The 25,042-nt window shown below is 56.1% G+C and carries 11 protein-coding genes; 8 read left to right on the top strand and 3 right to left on the bottom strand.

Annotated elements, in window-relative coordinates; all coding sequences use genetic code 11:
- The first annotated feature begins 91 nt into the window (after positions 1-91).
- The 5 genes from BM113_RS20115 to BM113_RS22055 are packed head-to-tail and all read left to right on the top strand — an operon-like array spanning position 92 to position 10,513.
- Entirely contained in the window at positions 92-1,813 is a 1,722-nt protein-coding gene (locus BM113_RS20115) for a hypothetical protein (RefSeq protein WP_177209238.1), read from the top strand.
- A complete protein-coding gene (locus tag BM113_RS20110; protein WP_089789766.1) occupies positions 1,813-2,454 on the top strand; it encodes a DUF7680 family protein in 642 nt (213 codons plus the stop codon). Before BM113_RS20115 ends, BM113_RS20110 begins: the two co-directional genes overlap by 1 nt.
- 4 nt (positions 2,455-2,458) lie before the next feature.
- Positions 2,459-5,350 carry a DUF1156 domain-containing protein gene (locus BM113_RS20105; protein ID WP_089789765.1) on the top strand — a complete coding sequence of 964 codons (2,892 nt, stop codon included), beginning with the start codon at positions 2,459-2,461 and terminating at the stop codon, positions 5,348-5,350.
- Positions 5,351-5,367: 17 nt separating this feature from the next.
- Complete coding sequence (locus BM113_RS20100) at positions 5,368-9,318, top strand: helicase-related protein (protein WP_089789764.1); 3,951 nt, start codon at positions 5,368-5,370, stop codon at positions 9,316-9,318.
- Positions 9,319-9,361: 43 nt separating this feature from the next.
- Positions 9,362-10,513: a PDDEXK family nuclease gene (locus BM113_RS22055; protein ID WP_143095874.1), complete on the top strand. Its 1,152-nt coding sequence runs from the start codon at positions 9,362-9,364 to the stop codon at positions 10,511-10,513.
- 53 nt (positions 10,514-10,566) lie between these two features.
- Here the strand turns inward: BM113_RS22055 and BM113_RS20090 are convergent, their stop codons facing one another.
- The 3 genes from BM113_RS20090 to BM113_RS22480 form a co-directional block, all read right to left on the bottom strand.
- Positions 10,567-11,637 carry a hypothetical protein gene (locus tag BM113_RS20090; RefSeq protein ID WP_143095873.1) on the bottom strand — a complete coding sequence of 357 codons (1,071 nt, stop codon included), beginning with the start codon at positions 11,635-11,637 and terminating at the stop codon, positions 10,567-10,569.
- A 103-nt stretch (positions 11,638-11,740) separates the two neighbouring features.
- A complete protein-coding gene (locus tag BM113_RS20085) occupies positions 11,741-12,646 on the bottom strand; it encodes a hypothetical protein (protein ID WP_089789761.1) in 906 nt (301 codons plus the stop codon).
- Positions 12,647-12,754: 108 nt separating this feature from the next.
- The gene (locus BM113_RS22480) at positions 12,755-12,955 is read right to left on the bottom strand and encodes a hypothetical protein (protein WP_177209237.1); all 201 of its coding nucleotides are present in this window, start codon (positions 12,953-12,955) and stop codon (positions 12,755-12,757) included.
- Positions 12,956-13,100: 145 nt separating this feature from the next.
- On the opposite strand from BM113_RS22480, the gene BM113_RS20075 reads away from it, so the two are divergent.
- The 3 genes from BM113_RS20075 to BM113_RS20065 all read left to right on the top strand — a co-directional run bounded on the left by BM113_RS20075 (position 13,101) and on the right by BM113_RS20065 (position 24,943).
- The gene (locus BM113_RS20075; RefSeq protein ID WP_177209236.1) at positions 13,101-16,289 is read left to right on the top strand and encodes a PD-(D/E)XK nuclease family protein; all 3,189 of its coding nucleotides are present in this window, start codon (positions 13,101-13,103) and stop codon (positions 16,287-16,289) included.
- A complete protein-coding gene (locus BM113_RS20070; RefSeq protein WP_089789759.1) occupies positions 16,282-19,929 on the top strand; it encodes a UvrD-helicase domain-containing protein in 3,648 nt (1,215 codons plus the stop codon). Before BM113_RS20075 ends, BM113_RS20070 begins: the two co-directional genes overlap by 8 nt.
- A gap of 133 nt (positions 19,930-20,062) precedes the next feature.
- Positions 20,063-24,943: a sacsin N-terminal ATP-binding-like domain-containing protein gene (locus BM113_RS20065; protein WP_089789758.1), complete on the top strand. Its 4,881-nt coding sequence runs from the start codon at positions 20,063-20,065 to the stop codon at positions 24,941-24,943.
- Positions 24,944-25,042 lie beyond the last annotated feature (99 nt).

Genomic DNA, 25,042 nt, shown 5'->3' with positions numbered 1-25,042 from the left:
GACGCTCAGAAGATCCACAAGCAACGACCGATCCTTCAAGAACAGCTCGCTACCACCATCCAACCGACCGCTGAGGCTTAGCTAAAGACCAATGGACGTCGCGTGTTACTTCCTCTACGAGGAAGAGCGCCTCCGATTCAAGCAAGAACCAAACCTGATCCGGATCATCGACCAGCGGATCGAGTCTACCCCCGAAGCGAGCGCTCATTCGCGTTTCCAGAACCGTCTCACCTCGAAGGAAATCGGCGATGGTGGCTTCCAGCCGGTGGAGTTCCCTGAATCGCCGGCGGACTTACCGGATACCCCGGATACGCCGAAGCTCGCTGTGATGCATCCGGACACCGCTGCTGTCGAAGACGGCGGCGATACGCCGCCGAACCGGGTGACTCAGCTCTACGAGCAGCAAGCCGCAAAACACGAGGGAGAGACTGAGACGCGAATCTACAAGAACTACGCTCTGTTCCTCGCCCCTGACGCTGATCGAATGGATGCTGCAATCGATGAGGCTCGGCGTCTCGAGGCTATAGAGGCCCTGCTTGATAGCCCTGAACAGAAAGCCGACCTCTCCTCGGAACAAATCGAGGAGCTTCGAGAACGGAGCGACGAGGCACAGCTGATGCTCGGAGAGCTCGTTCGGAACGTCTACCGGCACCTCTACTACCCTGACCGGGACGGGCTTACCCACATCACCATCGGTGCGACCGAATCCAACGGCGGGACGACACTGGTCGACGCTGTCCAGACAACGCTCGAGGATAAGATCGTGAAACGCGACGCCGGCGCTCGTGGGTCGGCTCACGTCCAACAGAAACTCTGGCAGCAGACTCAGGACGCTATGTCCACCGAAGCGCTGGTCAACCAATACGCGAAGAAGCCGGGGCTGGATTACCTCTTCAGCACGAAACCGATTCGAGAGACTGTCTCTTCTCTCGTTAGTGACCACGGGTACGCATACTGGGATGGCGAGTCTGGGACGGCGTACTGGGCCGGGACGACAGAGCCGTCGACGTGGCCACACCCGGAACCGTTCGCGGAATCCCCCGATGTCGAGACCTCGATTCGGGACAGCGAGGTCCAGATCGGAGGCGCCTTCGTCGTTTACCGAGAGATCGACGCGCTCGTCGACGACCACCTCGACGAAATCGACCGGCCAGAACAGACGATTGCCACTTGTGCTGAGTGTGGGGCGGAGGTTGAAAACCCAGAAGGCAGCGAACCCTACTACTGTGAGGAACACCAGTCCGATACGACCTGTCGTTCCTGCGGCAAAGAGGTCGATAGCGAGCAGCTGCTGGACGAACGAGGTCGATGCCAGGAGTGCCAACCCGAGGAATCCTGGGAGGCGAGTAAGAAGATGATGTCCGCTTCACGAGCATTCTCGGAAGTTCGTCGCGATGCGGAATCGAAGGCCGGGACTGACCGGACGCCGCTGATCGAAGAAGTGACAATCCAAGTCGGTGGAGAGGATCCCTTCCAGGCGGCCAAGTTCGTCAGCCAGCGTCCCGGATTCAAAGCCCGTGAGGACGCGGTGACGGTTCGAATGCAGTACGAAACCCGGACTGACGACGGGACGTACAGCGCAGAATTCACGGGGTCACCGAGCCGATTCCGGGACGTGATCGACCAGCCCGGCTCGTTCGGCAATGATCGAGAGACCATCCAGTTCCGCTTCCAGTTTGACGAGCCCGAACCAATTACTGACGAGGGTGACGACCTCCTCGCTGCCCTCGATAATGACCTCGATGCTGGTAACATCGACGTCCGGGTCGAAGGGCGTGGCCCGATTCGAGCGAGCTCGGAGGTGACGGTCTGATGGCGAGTCGCGGTTCGGAACTTGAGACCTCACCCGCCGAGGGAACAGATGAGGACCGGCTGGTTCGCTACGGAACGAGTATGTTCGGTGGCCGCCCGACGTTTACGCTTGTCCGACGAGAGACAGACGGTGGCGGAGAGTGGACACTCCACGAACTACTCCCTCGCGAACAGGCTGAAGCCCGCCGTGATCGTCTGGAGCGGGATGGTCGTTCGTTGAGTATCACACCAGTTGAGGATCTCGTCACGGACATCGCTGGGGACGACCTCCTTTCCAAGCTCGATGGCTGGACGTGGGATGAGTGGGCCGGCGCAAAGGTCGCACGGCTTGACCCGACCCGCGTCCGTGCGCTCCAGGATGTCGTCCGGGAGGCGATTGAAGGCACACCAGGAGATTCATCAGAAGTTCTCACTGGGGGGGCTGGGTTCGTGTTCCTACCCGAAACGGCAGGTGTCCGGCTTGCTGTTGCGTTCCGTGGCGTGAAGCCGATCCAGCGTATCGACCGGATGCGGTCGCTGGCTCGAGGCGTTGCACGGATGAGCGATGAGGAGTGTTACTACTGGTACGCAAAGTGTCGGTCTCCGTCGAGTCCGAACGGCGAAAAGGCCCTTCGAGTGTTGCTGACGGACCACATCAAATAGAACAATGAACGAGAACGAGTCTAACCCGGATGCTGTTGAAGGACAGAATCTTGCAATAGAGGGGAAACTCCCGCTGAAAGCCGTAGGGATAGAGAACCTGAAGGAGGCAAATCCCAAACATATGCCTCCCCATCGCTACCTTCACCCTTGGTTTGCCCGCCGCCCTACACCTGCGGCTAGGTTAGCGACTTTGGCCTCAATCCTCCCAGAAGATGTTGATTCTGATCAAATACTTAGCTGGATTCAAATTGGCCCCAAAGAAGGAATTGAAGGGGATATCTCGGAGTACGTTGAACAAAAGAAAGCTAGTGAGGGCGATAGAAGCGGTTCTCTGGGCGACCATTACGGTTATCCACGTCCATTTACACAATCTCCGAATAAAAAAGAGAGAGATGAAATCCATGAAATACTGGAAGAGACGTGGGATGGTGAACTTCCAACCGTCTTAGACCCTTGTGCGGGTGGAGGTGTAATTCCATACGAGGCGATCAGATACGGTTTGCCGACTAAAGCTAACGAGCTAAACCCCGTTCCATCGGTAATATTACAGGTATTGTTGAATTACGCACCAAGCGTTGGGTCATTAAAAGACGATTTAGAGCGGTGGAGCCAGCGTATTGATAATCTCGCGGAGGAGAGACTGGAACAGTATTTCCCCTCGGAAGGAGAGCATGACTCCGTTGATTCTTATGTCTGCGCTCATGTCGTTACTTGTCCCGATTGTGGGACAGACATACCGTTAGTTTCGAAGTGGTCCATTCGTACCCGAAGGAGTGCAGATACGGTTATCTCTGTTCCTGAAGTGGATGAAGATGGCTCGATTGAGTACGATTGTATCATTGAGCCGACGGAGGAGGAACTAGACGGATTTGATCATAAACAGGGGACAGTTTCTCGAGGTGGTGATGCTGAGTGTCTAAATTGTGGGATAGTCACTGAATCGGAGGATATCGTAGATATGCATCAAGACGGGGAGTTCAGTTATGACATTATCTGCGTCCGTTATATGGACTCCTCTGGTAACTACAGCTTCCGAGCACCTAATGAAGCTGATTATCAAGCTTTAGAGAGCGCTGAAGAACGTATTGAGTCTGATTTTGATCTTGCGTCCTTCTTGACTACTCCTCTACCAGAAGGCGAAAAGACTCGAGAACCACGGGAACATGGGATTCATGAATGGAGAGATATGTTCACTCCACGCCAGCTGGTTTCTCACTATGAGTATTATAGGGCGTTTGAAGATAGGAAAGACGAAATTCAAGAAGAGCATCCGGAAGATGAAGCAGAGGCGCTTCTGACTGTTCTCTCCTTAGTCCCGGGTAAACTCGTTGACTATAATTCCCGCTTTTCACCGTGGCATACTGGGAAAGGATATCCCTCAAACGCAATGGGGGGCAAACACCTGTCCCTTGCTAAATCGTTTGCAGATATCAATATGTCAGTCGGTGGTATGGGGAGCTATCAATCTGCTATTAGGAAAATAATTGAATCTTATGAAGAACTAGTATCTTATCTTCCCGATGATGCTTCTCCCGCGGAACTATCTACGGGTGATGCTGCGAATCTACCTTATCCGGATAACGAGATCGAGGCAGTTGTGATAGATCCTCCCTATTATAGCAGTATCATGTATGCTGAATTATCGGATATGTTCTACGTCTGGATGAAGGAATATTTGGACGACGTCTATCCTGACCAGTTCCAGTCAGATCTCACAAACAAGGATGACGAAGCGGTTGCGAATCCCAGCCGATTTGAAGGTATTGCGGGCGGCTCTGATTCTAAGCGAGAACTAGCAAATAATGAATATGAGCAGAAAATGAGTGAGATATTCTCAGAACTATACCGCGTTCTCAAGCCTGGTGGAGTAATGACCGTGATGTTCACTCATAAAGAAACAGATGCTTGGGACACCCTCACTAAATCCTTAATCAACTCTGGGTTCACAATAACATCAACACACCCGATTTCTAGTGAAATGCCGGCTAGAATCGACACTCAGGATAGCGGATCGGCTGATAGTACTCTGTTGCTTACTGGACGGAAGACTACCCAGGGCTCATCCCCACTTGATAGCGATGTGCCGACTCTTTGGAGCGATGTGCGCGCCGACACAAGGTTAGCCGCGAAAGACGCTGCACGAGACCTTCTTGATTCAGGCCTCTCTCTCACGAAGACTGATGTTATCATTTCTGCATTCGGGCCAACTCTAAAAGTGTACGCTGATGCCTATCCTGTTGTTGATGATCAAGATGAACCAGTACCACCGCGGCGTGCATTAGAGGAAGCGCGTGAAGCGGTGACACAGATTCTTGTCGATGAGTATCTAGAGGGGGAAGGTCTTGGTGAATTGGACGACATTACAGAGTGGTATGTCCTCTCGTGGCTTGTTCACGAGTCAGATACATTCAACTACGACGAGGGGCACCAATTAGGACTCGGGATTGGGGTTGATATCGACGATATCAAGCGATCAACCAAACTCTGGCGAAAGCGCCGAGGAGACATCAAATTGCGCGGTTACGACGATAGAGTTCAGGATATAACTCTCCCAAAAGAGGACCGGTCTAGCCGGAAACCAGTCGATCCAGATGCTATCTCATTCACAATTGCGCTGGATGCGGTTCACGCGGCGATGCATGTTTACGAGAAGCAAGGTGAAGACGTTGCAATTGATTGGCTCAAGGAACGGAATTTCGATACGGATGCTCCGTTCAAAGCCACTTTAAAAGCACTCTTGCAGGTACTCCCCCAGGATCACTCTGAATGGGAAGCTGCTCGCGACCTCGCCTTAGGCCGGACCCACGATGCGCTTGGTCTGGAATTCACCCCCACCGATTTCACTGACCCCTCGGAAAACACCCTAGAACAGAGCGAACTCGGTGACCACGCCTAACTCGAAACCCCTCCAGTATGACTAATCTACGTGACCGCGAGTGGCAGTCGATCTACGAGAGCAAGCCCGAGCAGGGGCGAGCCCACTTAGTCAAGGACTTCTACGAGCCCGCACTGGAACGCAGCCAGCAATACGACCGGATTGCGGGCTACTTCTCCAGTACGGCACTCGCGGCTGCTGCCAACGGCATTCACGCCCTCGTCGAGAACGATGGTGAAATGCGTCTCATCGTCGGCACCGAACTCTATGAGTCAGACCGTCCGGTTCTAGAGACGCTCACCGACCGCCTCGAGGAAAACCTCGAGGACCTCGATGACGAACGTCTGGATGCGAACCTCCGTATTCTCGCGCGTCTCCTCCGCGAGGGCCGGATCCACATCAAGGTCGCCTATCCACGCTCTCCCTCTCACGACTGGGAGATCTTCCATCCGAAAGTTGGACTCTTCCACGATAGCGACGGAAACACGATTTCGTTCGAGGGCAGCGTCAACGAGACGGTCGGCGGCTGGGCTCGCAACTACGAGCGGTTCAAAGTCCACCGTTCGTGGATTCCTGAACAGGCGGACTACGTCGCCGGCGACGAGGAGACCTTTGAGCGACTGTGGAGTGATGAACACCCCTTCGTCGAAGTGTATGACCTCCCCGAGGCGATCGAAGAGGACATCATCGACTGGAAAGCCCCAGACACCGAGACCGATCTCCAAGAAGCGATTCAGATCGCGAACGGTACTGCTCCGCCGACGGAGCGCGACAAAGCGAACATCATTCAGGATGGTCCGCTCTCACCCGGTGGACTCGCACTGGCCGAGGAAGCGAGCACGATCACGCCGTGGCCCCATCAACGAGTTGTCTCGGACACACTCGTCAATACATATCCACAGAGCTTCTTGCTGTGTGACGAGGTGGGGCTCGGGAAGACGATCGAGGCCGGTCTTACACTCTCCCGGCTTGGACTCACCGGGGAGCTTGAAACCGGGCTGTTGCTGGTTCCGGCGAGTCTGCAGCGGCAGTGGCAGGAAGAACTCTGGGAGAAGTTCAACATCAACGCCGTCCGATTCGACCGGGACACAGCGGGCGATCACGTATTCCGAGACGTCCGCGGTCGCGACCACTATCCACCATCGGCAACGGACCTCGACCTCACTGGAGAGCGCGAATGGGCGGACAGCCCCATCTGGCGGTTCCTCTACGAACAACAGTCGACTGATACCGACGCATCGTCGCCGCTGGATGGGCCGACGGTCGTCATTATGTCCTGGCACACGGCTCGTCTCGACGACCGGTGGGATCAGGTCGCTCCCTTAGACCGGGTTTCCGACCGGTCTCGGGACGTCATCCCGGCAAGCTGTCGCGGACGCGACCACGATACGGAAGACCGGATGGGCGTGTGGGACGCCGTCATCGTCGACGAGGCGCACAACGCCCGGCGTGGCAGTAATTTCTACGCTCTTCTCGAACAGCTTCGCGATTATACGCACGCCTACTACCTGCTGACGGCTACCCCGATGCAATTGCACTCTGGCGAACTCTACGACCTGATGCAGTTGCTGGATCTTCCGGGTGGTTGGGATAACCGGGATACCTTCATGGAGTTCTTCGAAACTCGAGACGGCCTGTCGCAGGCCCTCAACGAGGTTCTCGACAACCCGAGTTCAGAGTCCGACGAAGCGGAGGCTTCCTGGGACACGCAAGCCACGCTCGATGGACTGGAACACCAAGACCGGCTCCCGACGGACCGGCCATTCTCCTCAAAAGTCTTCCAGCACCTTGCAGACGAGCTCGAGATCAATGAAGACGGACAGGACCGTGCCATCGCCAAAGAGCGTGTGCTGACCGCGTGCCGGCTCGCACGAGCCTATGGAGACGCCTACGACGGCTACCTCGACCATGTCGACGAGGCGATGGCAGATTATGACATCGACCGCTTTGAGGCGAGCGAGGATACGAAACTCAAACGACTCCTCTATCCTGAAGACGCCGACGAGTGGTTGATGGCGTCCCGCAGCGACCGACAGGACGCACTTGACGAACTTTCCCCGGGCGGTTGGCGAGTCATCCGCGATGTTCTCTCGGAGTCCACACCCGTCGACGCGCTCATCCACCGGAATACACGGGATACACTACGGAAGTACGAGGCGGTCGGTCTCCTCGATACGACCGTCCCGAACCGGAATCCCGAACAACGGAAAATCGAACTCACCGAGGAGACACGGGCGGTCTACGACCAGATCGACGAGTACACACGTGAGTTCTACAAACGAGCCCAACAGACTGACGAAGCCCAAACACGCGCCATCGGGTTCGTGATGACCACGTACCGGCAGCGACTTACTTCGAGTGTCTATGCGATCAGTCAGAGCCTGAAACACCGGCTTGAGACACTCCGGGCGCAACGAACCGTGCTTGCCGGTCGGGAGCGCGCTCGTGACCGGGACTATGGTGATGCGGAGCAGGTCGTCCTCGAAACGCTACAAGACGCAGACCTCGACGACGGGGACGTTCTGGATGAACTCGACGCTAGTAGCGACGACCTGGACCTCTCTGAACTTATCCCGAGCGTAACTGAAGAGGGGAAACAGCTTATCGAGGAAGAAATCGAGGCTCTGGAAGCGTTCGTCAACGACTTAGACTTGGTTGATACAGACCCGAAGATTCAGCAGCTGTACAACGACCTCGACGAGCTGGACCGGGCTGGCCACAACCGGGTGATTGTCTTCACGCAGTACGCGGACACAATGGACTTCATCCGGGACAGTCTCGCGGACCTTCTAGGAGCGACAATCGCGACGTACTCCGGTCGTGGCGGCGAGCTGTACGACCCCGATTCTGAAACTTGGGAGCATGTCGGGAAAGAGCGCGTGAAGCGTGAATTCTCACGTGATGATGGGCAGGTCGATATCCTCGTCTGCACCGACTCCGCGAGTGAGGGGCTAAACCTCCAGGAGTGTGGGGCGCTCATCAATTACGACCTGCCGTGGAATCCGATGCGAGTTGAACAGCGTATCGGTCGGATTGACCGCATCGGCCAACGATTCGACGAGATTCGTATTCTCAACTACAGCTACGAAGATACGGTTGAGACGGACATCTACGATCGCCTTGACGACCGGATTGGGCTCTTCGAAAACGTCGTCGGTGAGATGCAACCCATACTCTCCGGCGTCAGCCAACAGATTCGGGATGCGACCTTGAACGCGGACAGCGCTGACGACCAGTCTGCAGTCGAATCAGCTGACCGCGAGTTCTCTGAAGAACTCGAAGAACGCGATCAGGGCGACCGCGTCGATGTCGGAGAGTCACTCGAGGACGTCGACGACCTCGTCGCTCAGGACGTCGTCGACGAAGCAAAACTTGATGCGTGGCAGTCCTACAGTCACCCGGATCTCGTCGATGTCGGCGAGGAGGAGTACGAGTATCAACCCCCGTTTGAGACACCGAGTCTCCAGTCAGTGTTGGTCGATAACGACGCTCTTGCCGAGGCCGGTGTCGAATTCACCCCGGTTCACGAGATTGACTTCGAGTACGATGACGGGGACTTCGACTTTGCGGACAGTACATATCGCCTCTCAGTAGGTGACGCACCGATTGAGGTCCCGGCCGGGGATGGGGAACAGACGATTGCACAGGCTATTGCGACTGGTGCTGACGAAGTGGCGGTGACGTTCTCTGCTGTATGTGCTGACGAGTTCCCATCGGTTCAGCATCTTTCACCAGGCCATCCACTTCTAGGACAGCTCCTCACAGTACTGCAGGATGTGAGTGAGGATACGTCGCGACTCCAACAGCGAATCGTGACTCGACCCGATCAAGACCAAGAGCCAGTCGTGTGTGCGTGGGGGCGGGACGGCGTGTTTACCCGGATTGCAGGCGATGGGACTGTGGCTGAAAATGGACCGATGGATTCCCTTCCGACGTGGTGTGATCAATTCCTCGATAACCGAGAGAAGTCAACAAGGCAACCACAGTAGCTGGGTAGTTTTGTAAGTATGGACTTCCCAGATGAACCAATAGATGCCAAATACTGCTCTTGAAGCAAATCTCCGCGCTATCGGGGATGGTGCGAGACTGGAACAGTTAGCTGTTGACTTGCTTGGTCGTGAAGGATACGACGTCGATCCAACCGGCGTGAGGGGTCCGGATGGTGGGAGGGACGCACTTCTCGAGCGTTCGGGAAAATCTGGCGTGCTCCACTGTAGCGTGACCTCGAGTAATATCGAGGAGAAGATTCGTTCAGACGCTGAGTCAGCTGCTGACTACCCGGAAGAGTTTGATTTCTTCATATTTGCGACCACCACGGAGATTGCCGGGGTCAAACGGGACCGATTAGAGAACGAGTTGGCGGATACGTACGGCTGGCGCGTCCACATCAAGGATTTTGCCCGATTGAGAAAAGACCTGATGGATATCGACAACCACGATCTCGCCCAAGAACATCTCCATGTTGACCCTCAGAATGCTCTCGACGATCCAGAACAGGATATTGACGAATTATATGAAGCTCAACTCGACCGATTACGGGAACGTCAGCCTCGTCACGGCGAATTAGTTGATGAAGAACCGATTGTGGCGGTCCATGTCATTCCCGTTGAGTCGGTTTCGGATCCTCCTAGAATGATCGCACCCGATCTCCCTGACCCACCAAAATTCCGGTCACGGTCGGCTGGATCAGAAGGTTTCGGTGATTTCGCAATTACAGCTCCGTATACGGAGCTGTCTGAAGGAAAATTTTCCGAGTACGTCTGTTTAGACGGTAATGGGTGGGTAGAAGCTGTAACAACCAAGCTGACTATGGAGCGGAACGGGAGGCACGGGATAGCGTGGTTCATCGATAAAGAGATCGTCTCTCTAATGGATCGACTCCGAGGAATGTACCAGACTGCGGGCATCTATCCGCCGTTGTACGTTTATATCACGATAATCGATGCAGCGAACTATCCGATTGAAAAACCACAACGAGTTGTCGGCCCAGACACCACCCGTCCGATCAGCGAGAATGCCTTCCAATTGAAACGAGTGGAGATTGAAGATTGGGACTCTAATATCGCGCTGGCCCTCCGCGAACCCCTCTATCAGCTCTGGAACCGTATTGGCTGGCGGAACGGTTCGATACACTATTCGCAAAATGAGGATGGTTCTATTGAGTGGGAGCCGTATGAATCATAAACGAGACTGCTGAACCGCGCATCCGCACAAATTCAGTAGAAGAGAAAACGGTTCTATTCTGGTTGTTCTTCGTCAAAACCGAAGAGCTGTGATTTTGCGTGCGTTTCTCCTCTGATGGCTTTTTGTGCTGCTGCAACAGCATCCTGTAGATTACTGTCTCCCTTCAAATGTGAGACCGCCTCTTCAGGAGTAGTCACACCAATTCGATACTCCGCACTGTTTACGTACGAATTGAGTGTCCGAGCCTTCATGATGGAGAATAATAGCTTCTTGCTCAAGACCTCAAAGTCGATATCCATAATTTGCACTCCAAATCGAGAGTGGATTCCGTGGATGAGGTCATTTCTGTACTTCCACGCTTCACGAATCACCTCTTCTTCTTCCGGGGTAAGCAGTGGAGCGATATTGTCGATTTTACCGGAGAATCCGCAGTGCATATACGACTTCTTGATTTCTTTGTCGTTGCCTTGCTCCAGGTGGTATCGGTTTACTAGTTCGACGATTTCTTCGTCGACAATTGAGTACGCCACAAACAGCGGTGCGTACACCGTTTCATAGAACTCGCCCTGTTGAAACGTATCTGAATCATCATTCCAGTACTCATGCCACTCTTCGATTTCGCCGCTCTTCGCGAGGAGATTCAAAATCGCTGCAAACAACCTTGGTGCAATATCTGTTGGGCTGTCCCCGACTCCTCGAGCAGATGGCTCAGAATCGAGGATGGGGAGACTCATCTCGTCCTGATAGGTGATGTTCAGAGTTCGTTCCATCCCCGGTGACAGTCGATACACGGGGAGATATTCATCTGATCCGTATAGGGACCCCACTTTCTCCATTCCGAATTCTTCCTCTACACGACCGAAATTAAGCAATATTTGGACTTTCTGACCGTCATCGAGGGTTGGCAGCTTGGAGAGGGTAGGGATTACTTCGTCGACATTCCGATATCCAGACCCAAGGTGTCTGTATTCCCACCGATTTGTGCCCTCCTTGTTTGTCACATACCGTATGACGTACTCTGTCTCATCGTCACAGATATCTGAATGTGGGACGCGACCGTGTCGGATACCTTCTACGTAGCGTATATCATATCCATCACTGTCCTGTTTGTACTCAATATCCATCGTACTCTACGAATCTATTGTGTAAAAGGGATATAAGCATCCGCCGCATCCCTCCTGTGATCTCTGCTCTCGATAGACATCGGAAGGTTGTGCGGTGGCCGGGTTAGCGTTCCAGTGCTTCTCTGAGGTCACTTCCAGGAGAACCAAAGATGTCGTCGAACTCATCGGGTTGATCCTCTGCAAATGTTCGTAGTTCCTCTCTTGATGTGATCCCGTATTCGAGCGCTAGGTAATCCTTGGTCGCCGCCCCAATTCGAGGGAGTTCGGCGAGATCGTCCTCGTATTCCAGTTGATGCGCTTCCAACCATTTGTGAGACTGTTCAAGGGCTTCCTCGGGAGTGAACGACTCATCAGGTCCCGCTTCGATCGAGCGACCTTTCCGATACCAAGCGTTCCGCTCTGCTTCTGGCGCGTTGCACGTGACTGTAGTACTACCGTCCGGCGCCGGACTGATAGTGAGGTTGAATCGCCCAGCCGAAACCCATCGAACCCGGTTTGAGGACGCCTCTACGAGGTCCCATCCAGTGAACGAGTCCTTTGGATTCAGTTCCTGTAGCGGGCCTGTATCACCGAATGAGCTCCCCGACGAGAAGCCATCGAGATAGTTCGTCGCTATACTGGAGACGATATCACGGTCCACACCGGTGTCTTTGGAGATATCGATCGGATCTGCTGTCCCCAGGAGGTCGTCGACCGTTGTGTATCCTGCGTCAGCAAACGCCACGAGCCGGTCAGGATTCATTAGGTCCTCGTGATGCAGCTGGTCATCAATCCCTGTTTCCTTGAGGTGGTGAAGATACTCTTGGGCGACTGAGTCCTCGAAGCGGACGTTCCCAGCTTCTATTCTGTTCGCTTTGAGCGCTTCGATGAGTGCTGAGAGGGAGTATGAGGATTTGAACAGTGGATTCCACTCTTCCTCGTCATCGTCAAATACCTCTATATCGGTTTCTGGTCTGAAGTAGATGGGCCGATTGGCGTTGGCAAATTCGAGAAGTGAGATTGACACCATTCTCACTGATGGCTGACTGACTCTTAGATTAAATAGATATACCTCTCAAGCGAGGGTCACAATAGAGATATTATTCTGACAGCCAATCCAGTGAATAAGTTCGATCATCTAGCGGATCAGGTCGCCGAGGAATTCGAGGCGCACAGGCAGCCGGACGAATTCAAAGACGTATCGCTTGTCAGTGACAACAACGATCCAGACCGATCCACGCTGATCGTACACGTCGGTAGAGAGGACACCGATACGCTGGCCGATGAGATCGATGCTTTCCTGCAAGAACGGGTTGCTCGAACTCAGCGTGAACGACACTCGGACGCAGATGTCCGGGTGCTAGTGGCCGTCGACTGAGTTCACAGTCCTCTCTGATTTATTTTGGCCGCTCTCGAAAAACCATCCTAAGCTGACAGTCTCGCCAAGAGTGAAGTATAGCCGATATCTTGGTAGGGAGTGTTCGATGGATTCAACGCTTCTCACCGGCCCGAAACACGCCCGGTTGGAACAACGAGCATTTCAGCGGGCTGACGACATAGCCACCGATTCGCTGGGGAGTATTCTCTACATAACGCGGAACGACGCACGTCGGAGTACGGTCGAGGACGGCTGGGCCGCTTCGCACGAACCTCTCCTTCTTCGTGCCGAGACCCTCGACGCGGTCGTTCGTGAGTGGTACGAGCATCTCCACGGCCCTGTTCAACCCCTCTCCGGGCAGTTGAATCGCCGGCTCGCGGAGTACGCGCTTGACAGAACGACAGCCGAAACAGATGGCGCTCTCGCCGGCGAACCGGCCTCAGCCGCTCTCGCAGATTCGTTCAGTAGCCGTTTCTCACTCTTCGATGACGCCGGCGTCCGGACTTCCGAGGCGCTCGCAACGGAGTTTGAGGGCTCAGCCCTCGATGACCGTATCGCAGTAGCTACTGTCGACGCTTACCGCCACTACCAGGACCTCCATGCCGACTACGTCGATGAGTGGGTCTGTACCCGAGGAGAGATGTTCGACGCCGTAGCGACGACAGAGCAGCCATTATCGGATTTCTCTCCGGAGGTTGACGTCGTCGTTCTTTCCGGGTATCACGAGTTCCGCCCCGTCGAACGCCGCTTCATCGAACGCCTCGTTGACGAACTCCCGGTGATTGCACTGCTGCCGCTCCATCAGGATGGTCGGAGCGGAGTCGACGCCGTTGCGGAAGACGCTCTGGAGGTCTACGAAGCGCTCGACTTTGAGATAGTGGAACTCGAGCCGGTCGACCAGTCGGGGCAGACCTTTGCAACGATCACCGAGTCACTCTATCGCCCGAATCCCGACACCGTCCCTGTTCCAAACGCCCTCCGGTGGCGGGAACTCCCGACGCCCGAGCGCGAGATTCGTTTCGTCGCTCGCGAACTCCGAACCGAGTTAGCCGATGGCCATGATCCCGACGATTTGGCTGTCGTCGTCCCGGGAACGGAGGTCTATTCGGGGTATGTTGAGGACACGTTCGATACGTTCGACATTCCGCACGTCACGACTGCTGCCTCACAGCTGAACCGGACGTTCACCGGGAGCGTTGTACACGATCTCCTGAACCTCGCCGAACCCGACCCCCGTGCTGAGGATCTCACGTCCCTGTTAGCGAATCCACTGGTCGACGTCGTCGACACCGATCAGGCCAACGCTGTTACGGCAGCTGCTCGCCGGCGTGACACGGTTTCTGTGTCACCCCTCCTCGATGACGTCGACGACCAAGCGGCGGCACTGATCGAGGAGCTGCTGGCCACGCTAGAGACGCTCCGAACAGACGACGTCGAGGACGCAACCGAGACACTCCGTCGACTGTTAGACGACCGGTTCGACCTAGAGGCGGCGACGGAGGACTACGCCAGCGACGCCGAGCAAGCCGTCGAACAGCGGGCCTACGATCTCGTGGACGAGGTCCTCTCCTCGTTCGAGTCTCTGGCGGCGGTCAGTAGCGACCTTTCCCCATTGGCATTCTTCACCCGTGCGTTCGATGGTGTGCCGATCCGGGTTTCGCAGCGTGCTGCTGGCGGCCACGTCGAAGTGATGGGGTTGCTCGACGCCCGGATGCGCTCGTTCGAGAAGGTTTTTCTCGTGGGACTGACGAGCGAGCACTTCCCGGTGACGCCGGAACGCCCAGCCTTCTTCGAGGAGATGACCGAGGCCCATCCGCGCTTCGCCACCGGCGACGAGCGACTCCGTGGCCGCTATCTCTTCGCGACGCTGCTCGCGAACGTCGACGAACTCACGATCACCACACCAGAGACGGGCGACGACGAGTCCGCAGTCGTCCGGTCGCCGGTCCTCGACGAACTCCAGCGCGTGACCGGCATCGAACCCGAAGACGGCGTCGACGACCGCGTGGGCTCCCGCGAGGACCTGCAGCGGCACGTCGCTGCAACGGCCGACCGGCGTACGGCAGTCAGCCGCGCCGGCGACCGAGGTGACCTCTCCCCCGAACAGACCAAGCGTACGGATCGGGGACTCCACTGTGCGGACAACAGGGGAACAGCTGGCCTCTCCGAACACAACGGCGTGTTAGAACCCGAGACAGTCGATGAGGTATACCCTCCGTCGGAACGAGAACCCTACAGCGCGAGTCGAATCGAACGATACGTCGAGTGTGGGTTCAAGTTCTACGCTGACGAAGTACTCGGAATCGAGGACCCCGATGACGTCGAGGTCGTCCCCACGCCCCTCGAAACTGGGTCGTACGTTCACGATGTCCTCGAACGGTTTTTCGCGGATCTGCAGGACGAGACCGAGGATACTGTCGATCTCACGGACTTCGACCGGGACGGCCTGGCGACGCACCTTCGCGAGATCGCCGTCGAGGAACTCCGGGATGCTGACTTCGAGTACGACGGCCTGTTCTACGAACGGTGGAAGGCGGAGCTGTTCGCGGGCCTGGGTGACGGCGAGAACACCCCTTATGAGGCCGGGAGCAAACCCCACGACGCACCAGAACAGGGATTGTTCGCTACCTTCCTCGACAACGAACTCTCGCGGGACGGCGCCGCCCGCCCACATCTGTTCGAGGTCCCGTTCGGCGAGGGGCTTCCCGACTCAGATGCGGGACCGTTCACGGTTGAGCGACCGGACGGCTCGACCGTCTCGATTCGTGGATACATCGACCGCGTCGACGTGAGTCGGGATAGCGAGCAACCGACACTCACGCTCTACGACTACAAGACTGGGCGAGCACCATATATGACGAAGACCACCGGCGGCACGAAGTTCCAACTTCCCATCTATTTACTTGCAGCCGCCGAGGTCGTCGACGGTGATCTGTTCGAGGAGGGCTCGCTCTCGGCGACGTACTATCAGGTGCGACCCCCCAACGACCTCAAGGTTCCACGCGGGGTTGAGTCGAAGTTCGATTCCGAGGTCGAACTCCGACGTTTCCTGAACGATGTCGTTCCGGAGTGGTTGGGTCAGGTCGACGAGGCGATCGGAAACGGACGGTTCCACACGACGCTTCTGTCGGCCCGTGGAGCGAACTGCCGATACTGTGACTACAGTCGGGCGTGCGATGTCCGCCATCACCGCAAGCGGGAGTTCGTCGACGAGGTCCACGAGGACGACGCTGCGTACGTTCCACTCCGTGTTCGTGACGACGAGGACATCGAGGCGGTGATGAGCGATGACTGAGGAACCCGTGGAGATTCAACTCACAGAAGAACAGGAGGACGCGCTCGTCCAAGGCCGGAACGTCGCGATTACTGCCGGCGCCGGGACGGGGAAGACGACGACGCTCACCGAGCGGTACGTGACAATACTGGCCGAGAACCCGTCGCTCACGCCGGAGAATATCGTCACGATCACCTTCACGCGAAAGGCTGCTGCCGAACTGACCGAGCGCGTTCGTGAGGAGGTGTACGATCGGCTCGAGGCTGTCGACTCACCAGAGGCCTACCACCGTTGGCGAAATGTCCTCGATGACCTAGAGGACGGCTACGTCCACACTATTCACGCGTTCTGTACGCGGCTCTTGCGAGAACGGGCCGTTGAGGCTCCGGTCCCGCTCGGCTTCGCCGTACTCGATGAAGACGGCGCCGCGACACTCCAACGCGAAGTCGTGACGGAGTTCCTCGAACGCAACCAGGACAATGAGGACGTGAAGCTCCTTGCTCAGCTCTGGGGCCGTGACCAGCTGGTCGATGTACTCGCTGGACTACTCGATGAGCGCCCACAGAGCGAGGCGGTCCTCGAGGCGTGGCGTGATGCGGAGGTCGACGAATACGTCGATATCTGCTGGGAGGTTGTCTGTGATCTCGACGCTGCCGACGCTCGACAGACGCTGTATGCGGACGGACTCCTTGAGCAGCTACGCACGGTCGCGGACCGCGTCGACCGTGAGGGTGCTATCGCCGACAATGATGGTCTTCGGGCCTATCGGACCTTTACCGAGGTCCCGACGACACTCCCTGACGACCCCGAGGAAAGCGATCCCCGTGACTGTCAGAGGGCAATCCTCGAGCTGTACGAGGCTTGTGAGAAGAAAAACGGCGGCCTGTACAGCAGTTCGGGGTACGTCGTCGGTGACCGGGACGATTGGAGTGAGTACGGTGACGTCTACGACGACCTGAAGGACACCATCGACGCGGTCATCGCGGCCGTCGAACCGCACGCGGATGCAGTCGAGACGACGCCCGGAGAACTGGAAACGAATAGTGCTCACTACGCGCTCGCTCTAATGCGCGTCTTCAACGATGTCCTCGCAGCCTACACCGACGAGAAGGATCGCCGCGATACGCTTGATTTTCCCGACGTGATCGAGACGACACTCGAGTTCTTGCGAGCTAACGATGCCGTCACGGAGCGGCTTCAAGAGCAGTTTGCGGCCGTGATGGTCGACGAGTTCCAGGACACGGACCCGCGCCAGTGGGAGTTAGTCAAGCTCCTCACGGGTGTCGACGAACAGGCAGCGTCGAACGTCTTCCTGGTCGGCGACGAGAAACAGAGCATCTACGGATTCCGTGGGGCCGACGTGACGACGTTCGGGGATGCGCGCAGAGAACTCCAGACCGTCAACGAGGCCCGTGGGGTTGACGATGTTCTCGACAGCGATGCCGAGAGTCCGACCGCCCTCGAACTCTCCGGGAACTTCCGGACGCTGGACGAGCCGTTGTCGTTCCTGAACGAACTCTTCGAGTACCTGTTCCAGCCGGAAGGTGATACCCATGAACCCTACGAAGCGCCACCGCAGGAGTTGTCCACGCAGCGCGACCAGGTCGAAGACATTGAGGGACTCACCGGCAGCGTTGAGTATCTCGCTGTCCCCGACAACGCCGACACGGCGGCGGAGCTCTTCGGCGATGACCATCCGGTTGCGGAAGGCGCGCTCGACCACACAATCGAGGCCGAGGCGCAAGCGCTCGCTGCTCGACTGACCCACCTATTTGACGATCCGCCGACAGTCCAAGACCCCGACACGGGTGTTCATCGCGACGCTACGCCGGACGATACGGCAATCCTCCTCCGCCGGCGAACCCATCTGGATCGGTATCAACGGGCCCTCGAGGAATACGACGTTCCCTACACTGTCGTCGGTGGCGTCGGGTTCTATGATACACCCGAGGTCCAGGCGCTCACGAACCTGCTTCGAGTACTCGGTGACCCTCAGGACGATGTCTCCCTCTATGGGGTGCTTCGATCACCGCTGTTCGGATTCGCTGATGATCGCCTCGCACCGGCTGTCGCCGAGGCTGATTCAGTGTGGGACGCGCTCGCCAAGACGGACGATCCACAGCTCGCGGACGCGTTTGATCTCCTTACGGAGTGGCGGACTCTTAGCGGCTGTGCGACGCCGTCCGAAGATGGCGTACTCCCGTGGAACCGCCTGCTGTCCCAGGTGATCGACGACACCGGGTATCTGGCGAGTGTGAGTGCTGACGAACGCGGTCAACAGGCCGTCGCGAACGTTGAGAAGTTCCGCGATCAGGTACGCACCTGGAGTGAGAACGGTGTTCACACAGCTGCCGGATTGCTCCATCGTATTGACCGACAGGCCGAGATCGACCCCCGTGAAGGAGAAGCCGACATCCCGGGGGACGTCGAGGGTGTTCGGATCATGACGATCCACTCCGCGAAGGGACTGGAGTTCCCGATTGTCACCGTTCCTGATCTCGGGAGTAGTCTCAACTTCGGGCGGTCCGTCGATGACCATGGATACGTTCGACTCGTCGAGGGCACCGATGACGCGCCGCCAGTTCCGGCTGTCAGTGGTCCGAATCCGGATGATGCGTTCTCGATCGAGAAGACGGCCATCCACGAGTACGCCGACCGACAGTCACGTCCCCAGGAGCGATCGGAGTCGAAGCGACTTCTCTACGTTGCGTGTACACGGACTCGGGATCACCTTTTGCTGTGTGGTACCCACGAGTTTGGATACACCAATGACGGCAACATTGAACTCGGCGAGGTAGCCGCCTTTGAGGAGGCTGACCGATGGCGGGACTGGCTCCAACCCCTGGTGCTTGATGACGACCTTCTCGACCAAGCGATTCACAGCGACCAGGCAGGCGGTCAACTTGGCGCGGCTAGGTATAATGTTCGCACGCCGTTGCGACCGACTGAATGGAAAACTGACGAATCGACCGCGGAATCGACCCCCGAGATAACGATTCCGACACCACCAACTCAATTACCGGCAGTTCGTGTCGCTGCGACGACCCTTGTGAACGGGGTCGCGGCTGCCTCTGAAGACGGGCACACCTACTCGGAAACAACTGAGACAGACTCAACAGGACTGAGTCCGACAACATTTGGGACTGTTGTCCACCGGATCAATGAACTCCAGCCACCGCGAACGGAGTGGGATGATTTGATCTACCGGATCAGTGGGATGGCTGGTGAAGAACCCACGGTTACTGATATTGACGAGGCTATTGCCCACGCCGATGACGCGGTTGCGTTCGTCGACAGCGTTGAGGCTAACGTCACTCTCCAAGAGACCTACGACGAGTACTCCGTTGTTGCCCGACTCGATGATACGCGGATCGTTGGAGACATCGACCGGCTGCTCGTCACTCCCGAGTATTACTATATCATCGACTACAAGACGAATGACTGCTCAGCTACGCCGACTGATGAGTTAGCTGAACACTATCGCCCCCAGATGCTCGCCTATGCGCTCGCGCTCTTCCAACACGATTCCAGTCGAAGGGTTAAAGCATCACTCCGATTCACCGATACCGGCGTCACAGAGGATTTTGAGTGGTCGGTTGACCAGATAAGAGAGATCGAATCAGAACTCCGCTCAATGGTTAAAATGCTCACATCGGGCTGATGGTCATTAATCGGGTAGTGCTTCCGACGGATACAAGAAACACCGAAGGTTGATCTCGTCAGAGACTTGCTTTTCGTTTGTACCGTCGTGATAGCCGGCATTCTTATATAAAGAATTCCTGATATAATAGGTCATGGAAAGTACGCCGCCGTCGGAGGTATCTTTTCTCAACGAATTCCGCAAAGACTCTGTGGATAGCCTTGAGACAAGTCCCCGATTTCTCCATTCCCAATATGAAGAGGAGAGTCAGAATAGCGAGGATTACTCCCGCCGATTCATTTATGAATTGATCCAGAATGCTGACGATGCACTTGGCTCCACAGAAGGGCGCGATGCAGTCGCGAGATTCGAACTAACTGACGACTATCTCTACGTAGCGAACACTGGGCGAAAGATTGAGCAGCGAGATGTCGACTCGCTCTGTACGATGGGTGTTAGCGGCAAATCCGTCGAAGACGGTGAACACGAGACGATCGGACACAAGGGACGCGGATTCACGTCAGTCCTCGAGATCACCGATCGCCCTGCAGTATATTCGACGGGTATCAGTTTCAGGTTCGATCCGGAGAGGAGTGCCGATTGTCTTGAGACCGCGATCGAAAAACGCGATGGGATGACTAAAGACATGGTTCCGGTCCTCTGCCTCCCATTTCCTGTTTCGGAACGGCCAGAAGAAGTTGACCAACTCCTCAACACGGATCACCATCCCTGTGGGTTTCAGACGGTATTTGCACTCGAACTATTCGACGGTGTTCGTGAACAGGTTGAACGTGACCTGCGCAACATCGATAGAGAGCTGCTACTGTTCCTACAAAATGTGGAGAGGCTCGAAGTTGCGATCGGCGACGAGGAGTTCAGCTGGACACTTGATCGCGACAGCAGACAGGTCGACGATGTCAAAGTCACACGAGTCAGTATTAATGGACGTGGAGCGTTGGAGTCAGATGAATCATCTGAACCGACACAGTACGTTGTCTTCCGTCGACCATCACTCAAAATCCCTGAGAGGATTACGAACAAACCTGATGAGACGATAACGCACGCGGAGGTCGGTATCGCACTTCGGTACGTGAGGCGGTCAGATGGCGTCCATCTCCGACCGTTTCAAAGTCGACCGATGTTCCACGTCTTTCTCCCAACAGAGTTGCAGTCCCCAATCCCAGTTCAGATCAACGGTGCGTTCAACACCAACATGTCACGCGAGCAAATACCGCTGGATTTGGACGCTGAAAATCAATATAACGCTTTCCTGCTTGCGTCCGCGCTCGATCTCTTTCCCGATACTGTTCTCCCGCTGGCTCGAGATACGGCGACGACTGCGAGCGATTTGCTCGATTGTTTCTCACTGCCGTGGTCAGAGATACCGGAGAGTGCGCCGTCGTTCGTCCATGAATTCGCAAAGCAACTGCGAGAGATGGTCATGGAGATGGAGTGGCTTCCCACCGTACTCGGTTCAAAATCTCTTGGCGCTACATCCTCACTCGTACCCCCCGCCGACACACGACTTCCACCCGGGAGTGATTCTCATCCCGATCTAGCCCGAGATATCGCGTCTTTGTCTTCGGTCGGACGAGCGGGCAAGACTGGGGCCGTTGACACACATATCCCCCACCAGTCGGTGCTTGATCCAGTCCATCATACGATGCTCAAGCGATTAGGCGTCGAGGTCGTACCAGATACTGACGTTCCAGCAATGCTCGAAGCTGCAGCGGCAGATGTATCGATTCGTTCCTACGAAACCGTCGGCCAGCGTCGTATGGTCGATCCGATAATCGATATCTTACTTCGAGTTTACGAGAGTCACATCGATGAGGAGGCTGATGCGTTCAAAGACGCCTGTGCGAACGCCGAATTGTTCCCGATAGATTCTCCCGATGGGCCAGGCGTCGAACGCGTACAAAAGAACGAAGATCGGTTGTTCCTCCCGCCCGAAGACGGCCCGAGTCACCTGCCCGTCGATAGGTTCCAGTTCTTCGCGAATACGGTATACCGGCCTGACGGCTGGACGGGATCACGTGGGGGCAGTGGCCGATCTGACGACTTCAAGGCAGATCTTCAACAACTCTGGCCACTCGACGAGTTTCGATTCGATACGTTCGCCCAGGGCGTGATTATCCCGAAGCTGCCGAGCCCTGGTCGGACGACGGGTCAGGAGGACGTCGAATCGCTGGAACGACTCGAAGTGCTCGAACTCGTCCAACAACTTGGCGTGGACTCAGTTGATCCTGAGTCACCACTACCGTACGAACAGCGTACCAAAACGGACCTCTTTCCGCTCTGTCGACTTCCGGTCCCTACACGTGAGGGTGGTTGGAAACCGGCGCACAGCGTGTATTTCGGAGCAGCGTGGCAATCTGAGGTCCCAGAACATGGACGGATCGAACCGTTGCTTCAAGCGGCCGACATCGATGCATCGTTTGTCGCTCCGCCGAGCCGATTCATCGACAAGAGCAATGACTCCGTTTCGGAAGACGAGGGAACAGAATCCGACGAGAGCTCCCAATCGCCCGAAACTGCTTGGTGGGAGTTTCTCACTTGGCTTGGCGTCCGCGAGCACGTCCATTTGACACCACTGTTCGGACCAAGTCAACAGCAGTACTATTCCGAGGTCAAGGACTTCACAGCGCCGGACCACCCCTCCGCACTGGATACCGTCGATTCGACTAGATGGCAAGAGTATCGCGAGTATCTTCTCGAATCGCTAGACGAGTATCCTTTCGAGGAGTTCAGTAGTAAGTCCCTTTATAGCCTCCACGGGTTCGAGAACATCGATACGTTCGTCGCAAAAGCGAGAGCGGATGCCTCGTTCGCTGGTCGCCTCTTCAGTCACCTCGAGTGTTGGTGGGAGACGCCACCCGGCGGTGCAACTGATCTCTCGCGGTATTCGGATGTTGTGGTTGGTCTCAACCGCACCAGCTACAGTAACGTCATCGATCGAGGAAACGGCATTCCTACCTCTCAGGAACGACACGCCATCGGACGGAACCTATGGCTCTGGCAGCTCCGATCGCGTCAGTGGATTCCGACTGATAGTGGTTCGTACCGCCCTACAGCGGTCTGGCAGGAGTCACGAGCAACCCAACGCGTAGCACTTCAATTGGGTCGTGACGACCAGATCAACCTCCTCCCCGTGATTACGATCGGTTCAGACGACGACGAGTCAGTACTTGCCGATCAGCTCGGAATCAGATCGGATCTAGACACTGAGCTCCGACCGGAGGACGCTCGTCGCGTCGTTGAGAATCTGGCGACGTTCATCAGAGAACAGTTCCCTGATGACGAACGCTCCGAACGGATCGGCGCAGCGAAGCGCTCCATCCAGACGGTGTATCGGAATCTCACCCGTCGGCTTCCGTCGACACAGCAATCGGTGACAAAACTCTCCGACGAATGGGAGGATGCGCGGGAAACCCTTGCGGAAACAGCAGTCGTCGCAAAGTCTGACAACGGGTTCGATCTTCATCCGGCTTCCGAGACCGTATTTGTTCGTTCGGATAGTGCCTTCCAAGAAGCACGCTCACTGGGGGCACCGACGTTTCTGCTCTCTGAGCGTGATGCGGGGGCATTCGGTGACTGGTTTGGCTTACAGGATTTCACGACTCACCTGGTTCGCGAGATCCAGATGGGCAAAGAGAGCGACGAAACCTCGAAACTACATCGGTGGTTGAGCCGTGCAGCGCCGTATCTACTAGCCCGACTCGAGGCAGACCGACCAGAGCAGGCTGATGACGATCTCCGTGCGCTTCGAACGTTTGTCGATAACGTCTGCGTCGTCGAGGAACTACAGGTCGTCCGCCGTCTCGAACTCGACCATCGGAGTCTCCCCGAAGACGCAACAGCCGTCGAGTTTGTTGATCCAAATGAGGGGGACGAACTCGTCGACATCTATGATGGGACTCACAAGCGACCGCGACCGCTACTGGCACTCCCCGAGGCAGACCATGGCGACAATCTCTGCCGCCGTGCAGCAAAGCTCCTCTGTGACCATGTGGCGTTCCCGAACGTAGAGGCAGTACTCTTGGCAATCCAATCAAGCCGGAACGGAGATCTCGAAAGCTATGCACGATATGCGGATCTCGATGACGAAACAGTCGACCGAAAACAGGCGGCATTCAAGGGTAAATCAGTGTCTTATGGATTCGACGACGTGGATCCTACCACGTTCAGTGGCACGACTTCGTTCGAACAGGAGGTGGCCCACACTGAGAAATCTGACGCAGAACGGGTTTCGGACGATAGTATAGGGGCACCTACGACCGACAGTCAGTCTGAGTCATCGACTGCAACCAGTTCGCCCTCGCAGCTATACGAGGTCGAATCGCTCGCTCTCGAAGGGACCGAAATTCTTGAGGGGGCGGGTGAAAGGCCAGAACCGACTACTGGAACTGATACTGACGATGGGACTGGAGACAGATCGAATGGACGGACGCATAATCAGAGAGCATCACCGAATAGAGCAACTCGAGACGACGAGATCGAATCAGTCGGTACTGATCTGGTAACCGTTTTCGAAGCCCAACGATTGAAGGAATGCTACGATGTGAGCGACCCGGGTCGATATATTTTCGACGTCAGTCAGACATTGCAAACACGAGACCCTGATGACGAATTGCTGGATACAGTACTAACGGATTTGGCAGCTGAAGCCGGTATCTCGAAACGGTATCCTGGCTTCGACCTCCTAATTGTCCATCCAGAAAGCCACGAGGCCGAACGGCTCATTGAGATTAAAGCCAGTACCGGCGACAATGGCCGTGGGTCAATGACGCTCAACGAGTGGCGCACCGCCGAGTGTGATTCTACTCAGCAACGGTATTGGCTATACGTGGTCGGGAACCTGAGTGTCGATGCGGCTGGTGACCCATTTATCCGCCGTATCGAGAATCCAGCGAAAGTACTCTACGCTCGTGAAGAGGCCGAAGAGCGTGTTCAATCCAAAGTTCGTGTCCATACAGCCGATTTTGAGGAGGGAGTCGAAGTCAAAGAGACTCGGTATACTCCAAAGAACGAGTGAGTAGAACACTGTAGTTGAACGGTTCCCTCGAAAGATCAGAACGTAGGGTTCTGTTGAATCGCCATAAGGCGCTGGGGGTGTTCTGTGGAGACTACCTTC

This window comes from Natronobacterium haloterrestre (assembly GCF_900112205.1).
Lineage (GTDB): Archaea > Halobacteriota > Halobacteria > Halobacteriales > Natrialbaceae > Natronobacterium > Natronobacterium haloterrestre.
Note: the sequence above shows the minus strand (reverse complement) of the source record. Positions and strands in the feature narration are given on the sequence as shown.

What these genes read in the sequence shown, in the direction of transcription:
- BM113_RS20115 (WP_177209238.1), top strand. Translation starts at nt 92, where the DNA reads ATGGACGTCGCGTGTTACTTCCTCTACGAGGAAGAGCGCCTCCGATTC.
- BM113_RS20110 (WP_089789766.1), top strand. Translation starts at nt 1,813, where the DNA reads ATGGCGAGTCGCGGTTCGGAACTTGAGACCTCACCCGCCGAGGGAACA.
- BM113_RS20105 (WP_089789765.1), top strand. Translation starts at nt 2,459, where the DNA reads ATGAACGAGAACGAGTCTAACCCGGATGCTGTTGAAGGACAGAATCTT.
- BM113_RS20100 (WP_089789764.1), top strand. Translation starts at nt 5,368, where the DNA reads ATGACTAATCTACGTGACCGCGAGTGGCAGTCGATCTACGAGAGCAAG.
- BM113_RS22055 (WP_143095874.1), top strand. Translation starts at nt 9,362, where the DNA reads ATGCCAAATACTGCTCTTGAAGCAAATCTCCGCGCTATCGGGGATGGT.
- BM113_RS20090 (WP_143095873.1), bottom strand. Translation starts at nt 11,637, where the DNA reads ATGGATATTGAGTACAAACAGGACAGTGATGGATATGATATACGCTAC.
- BM113_RS20085 (WP_089789761.1), bottom strand. Translation starts at nt 12,646, where the DNA reads ATGGTGTCAATCTCACTTCTCGAATTTGCCAACGCCAATCGGCCCATC.
- BM113_RS20075 (WP_177209236.1), top strand. Translation starts at nt 13,101, where the DNA reads ATGGATTCAACGCTTCTCACCGGCCCGAAACACGCCCGGTTGGAACAA.
- BM113_RS20070 (WP_089789759.1), top strand. Translation starts at nt 16,282, where the DNA reads ATGACTGAGGAACCCGTGGAGATTCAACTCACAGAAGAACAGGAGGAC.
- BM113_RS20065 (WP_089789758.1), top strand. Translation starts at nt 20,063, where the DNA reads ATGGAAAGTACGCCGCCGTCGGAGGTATCTTTTCTCAACGAATTCCGC.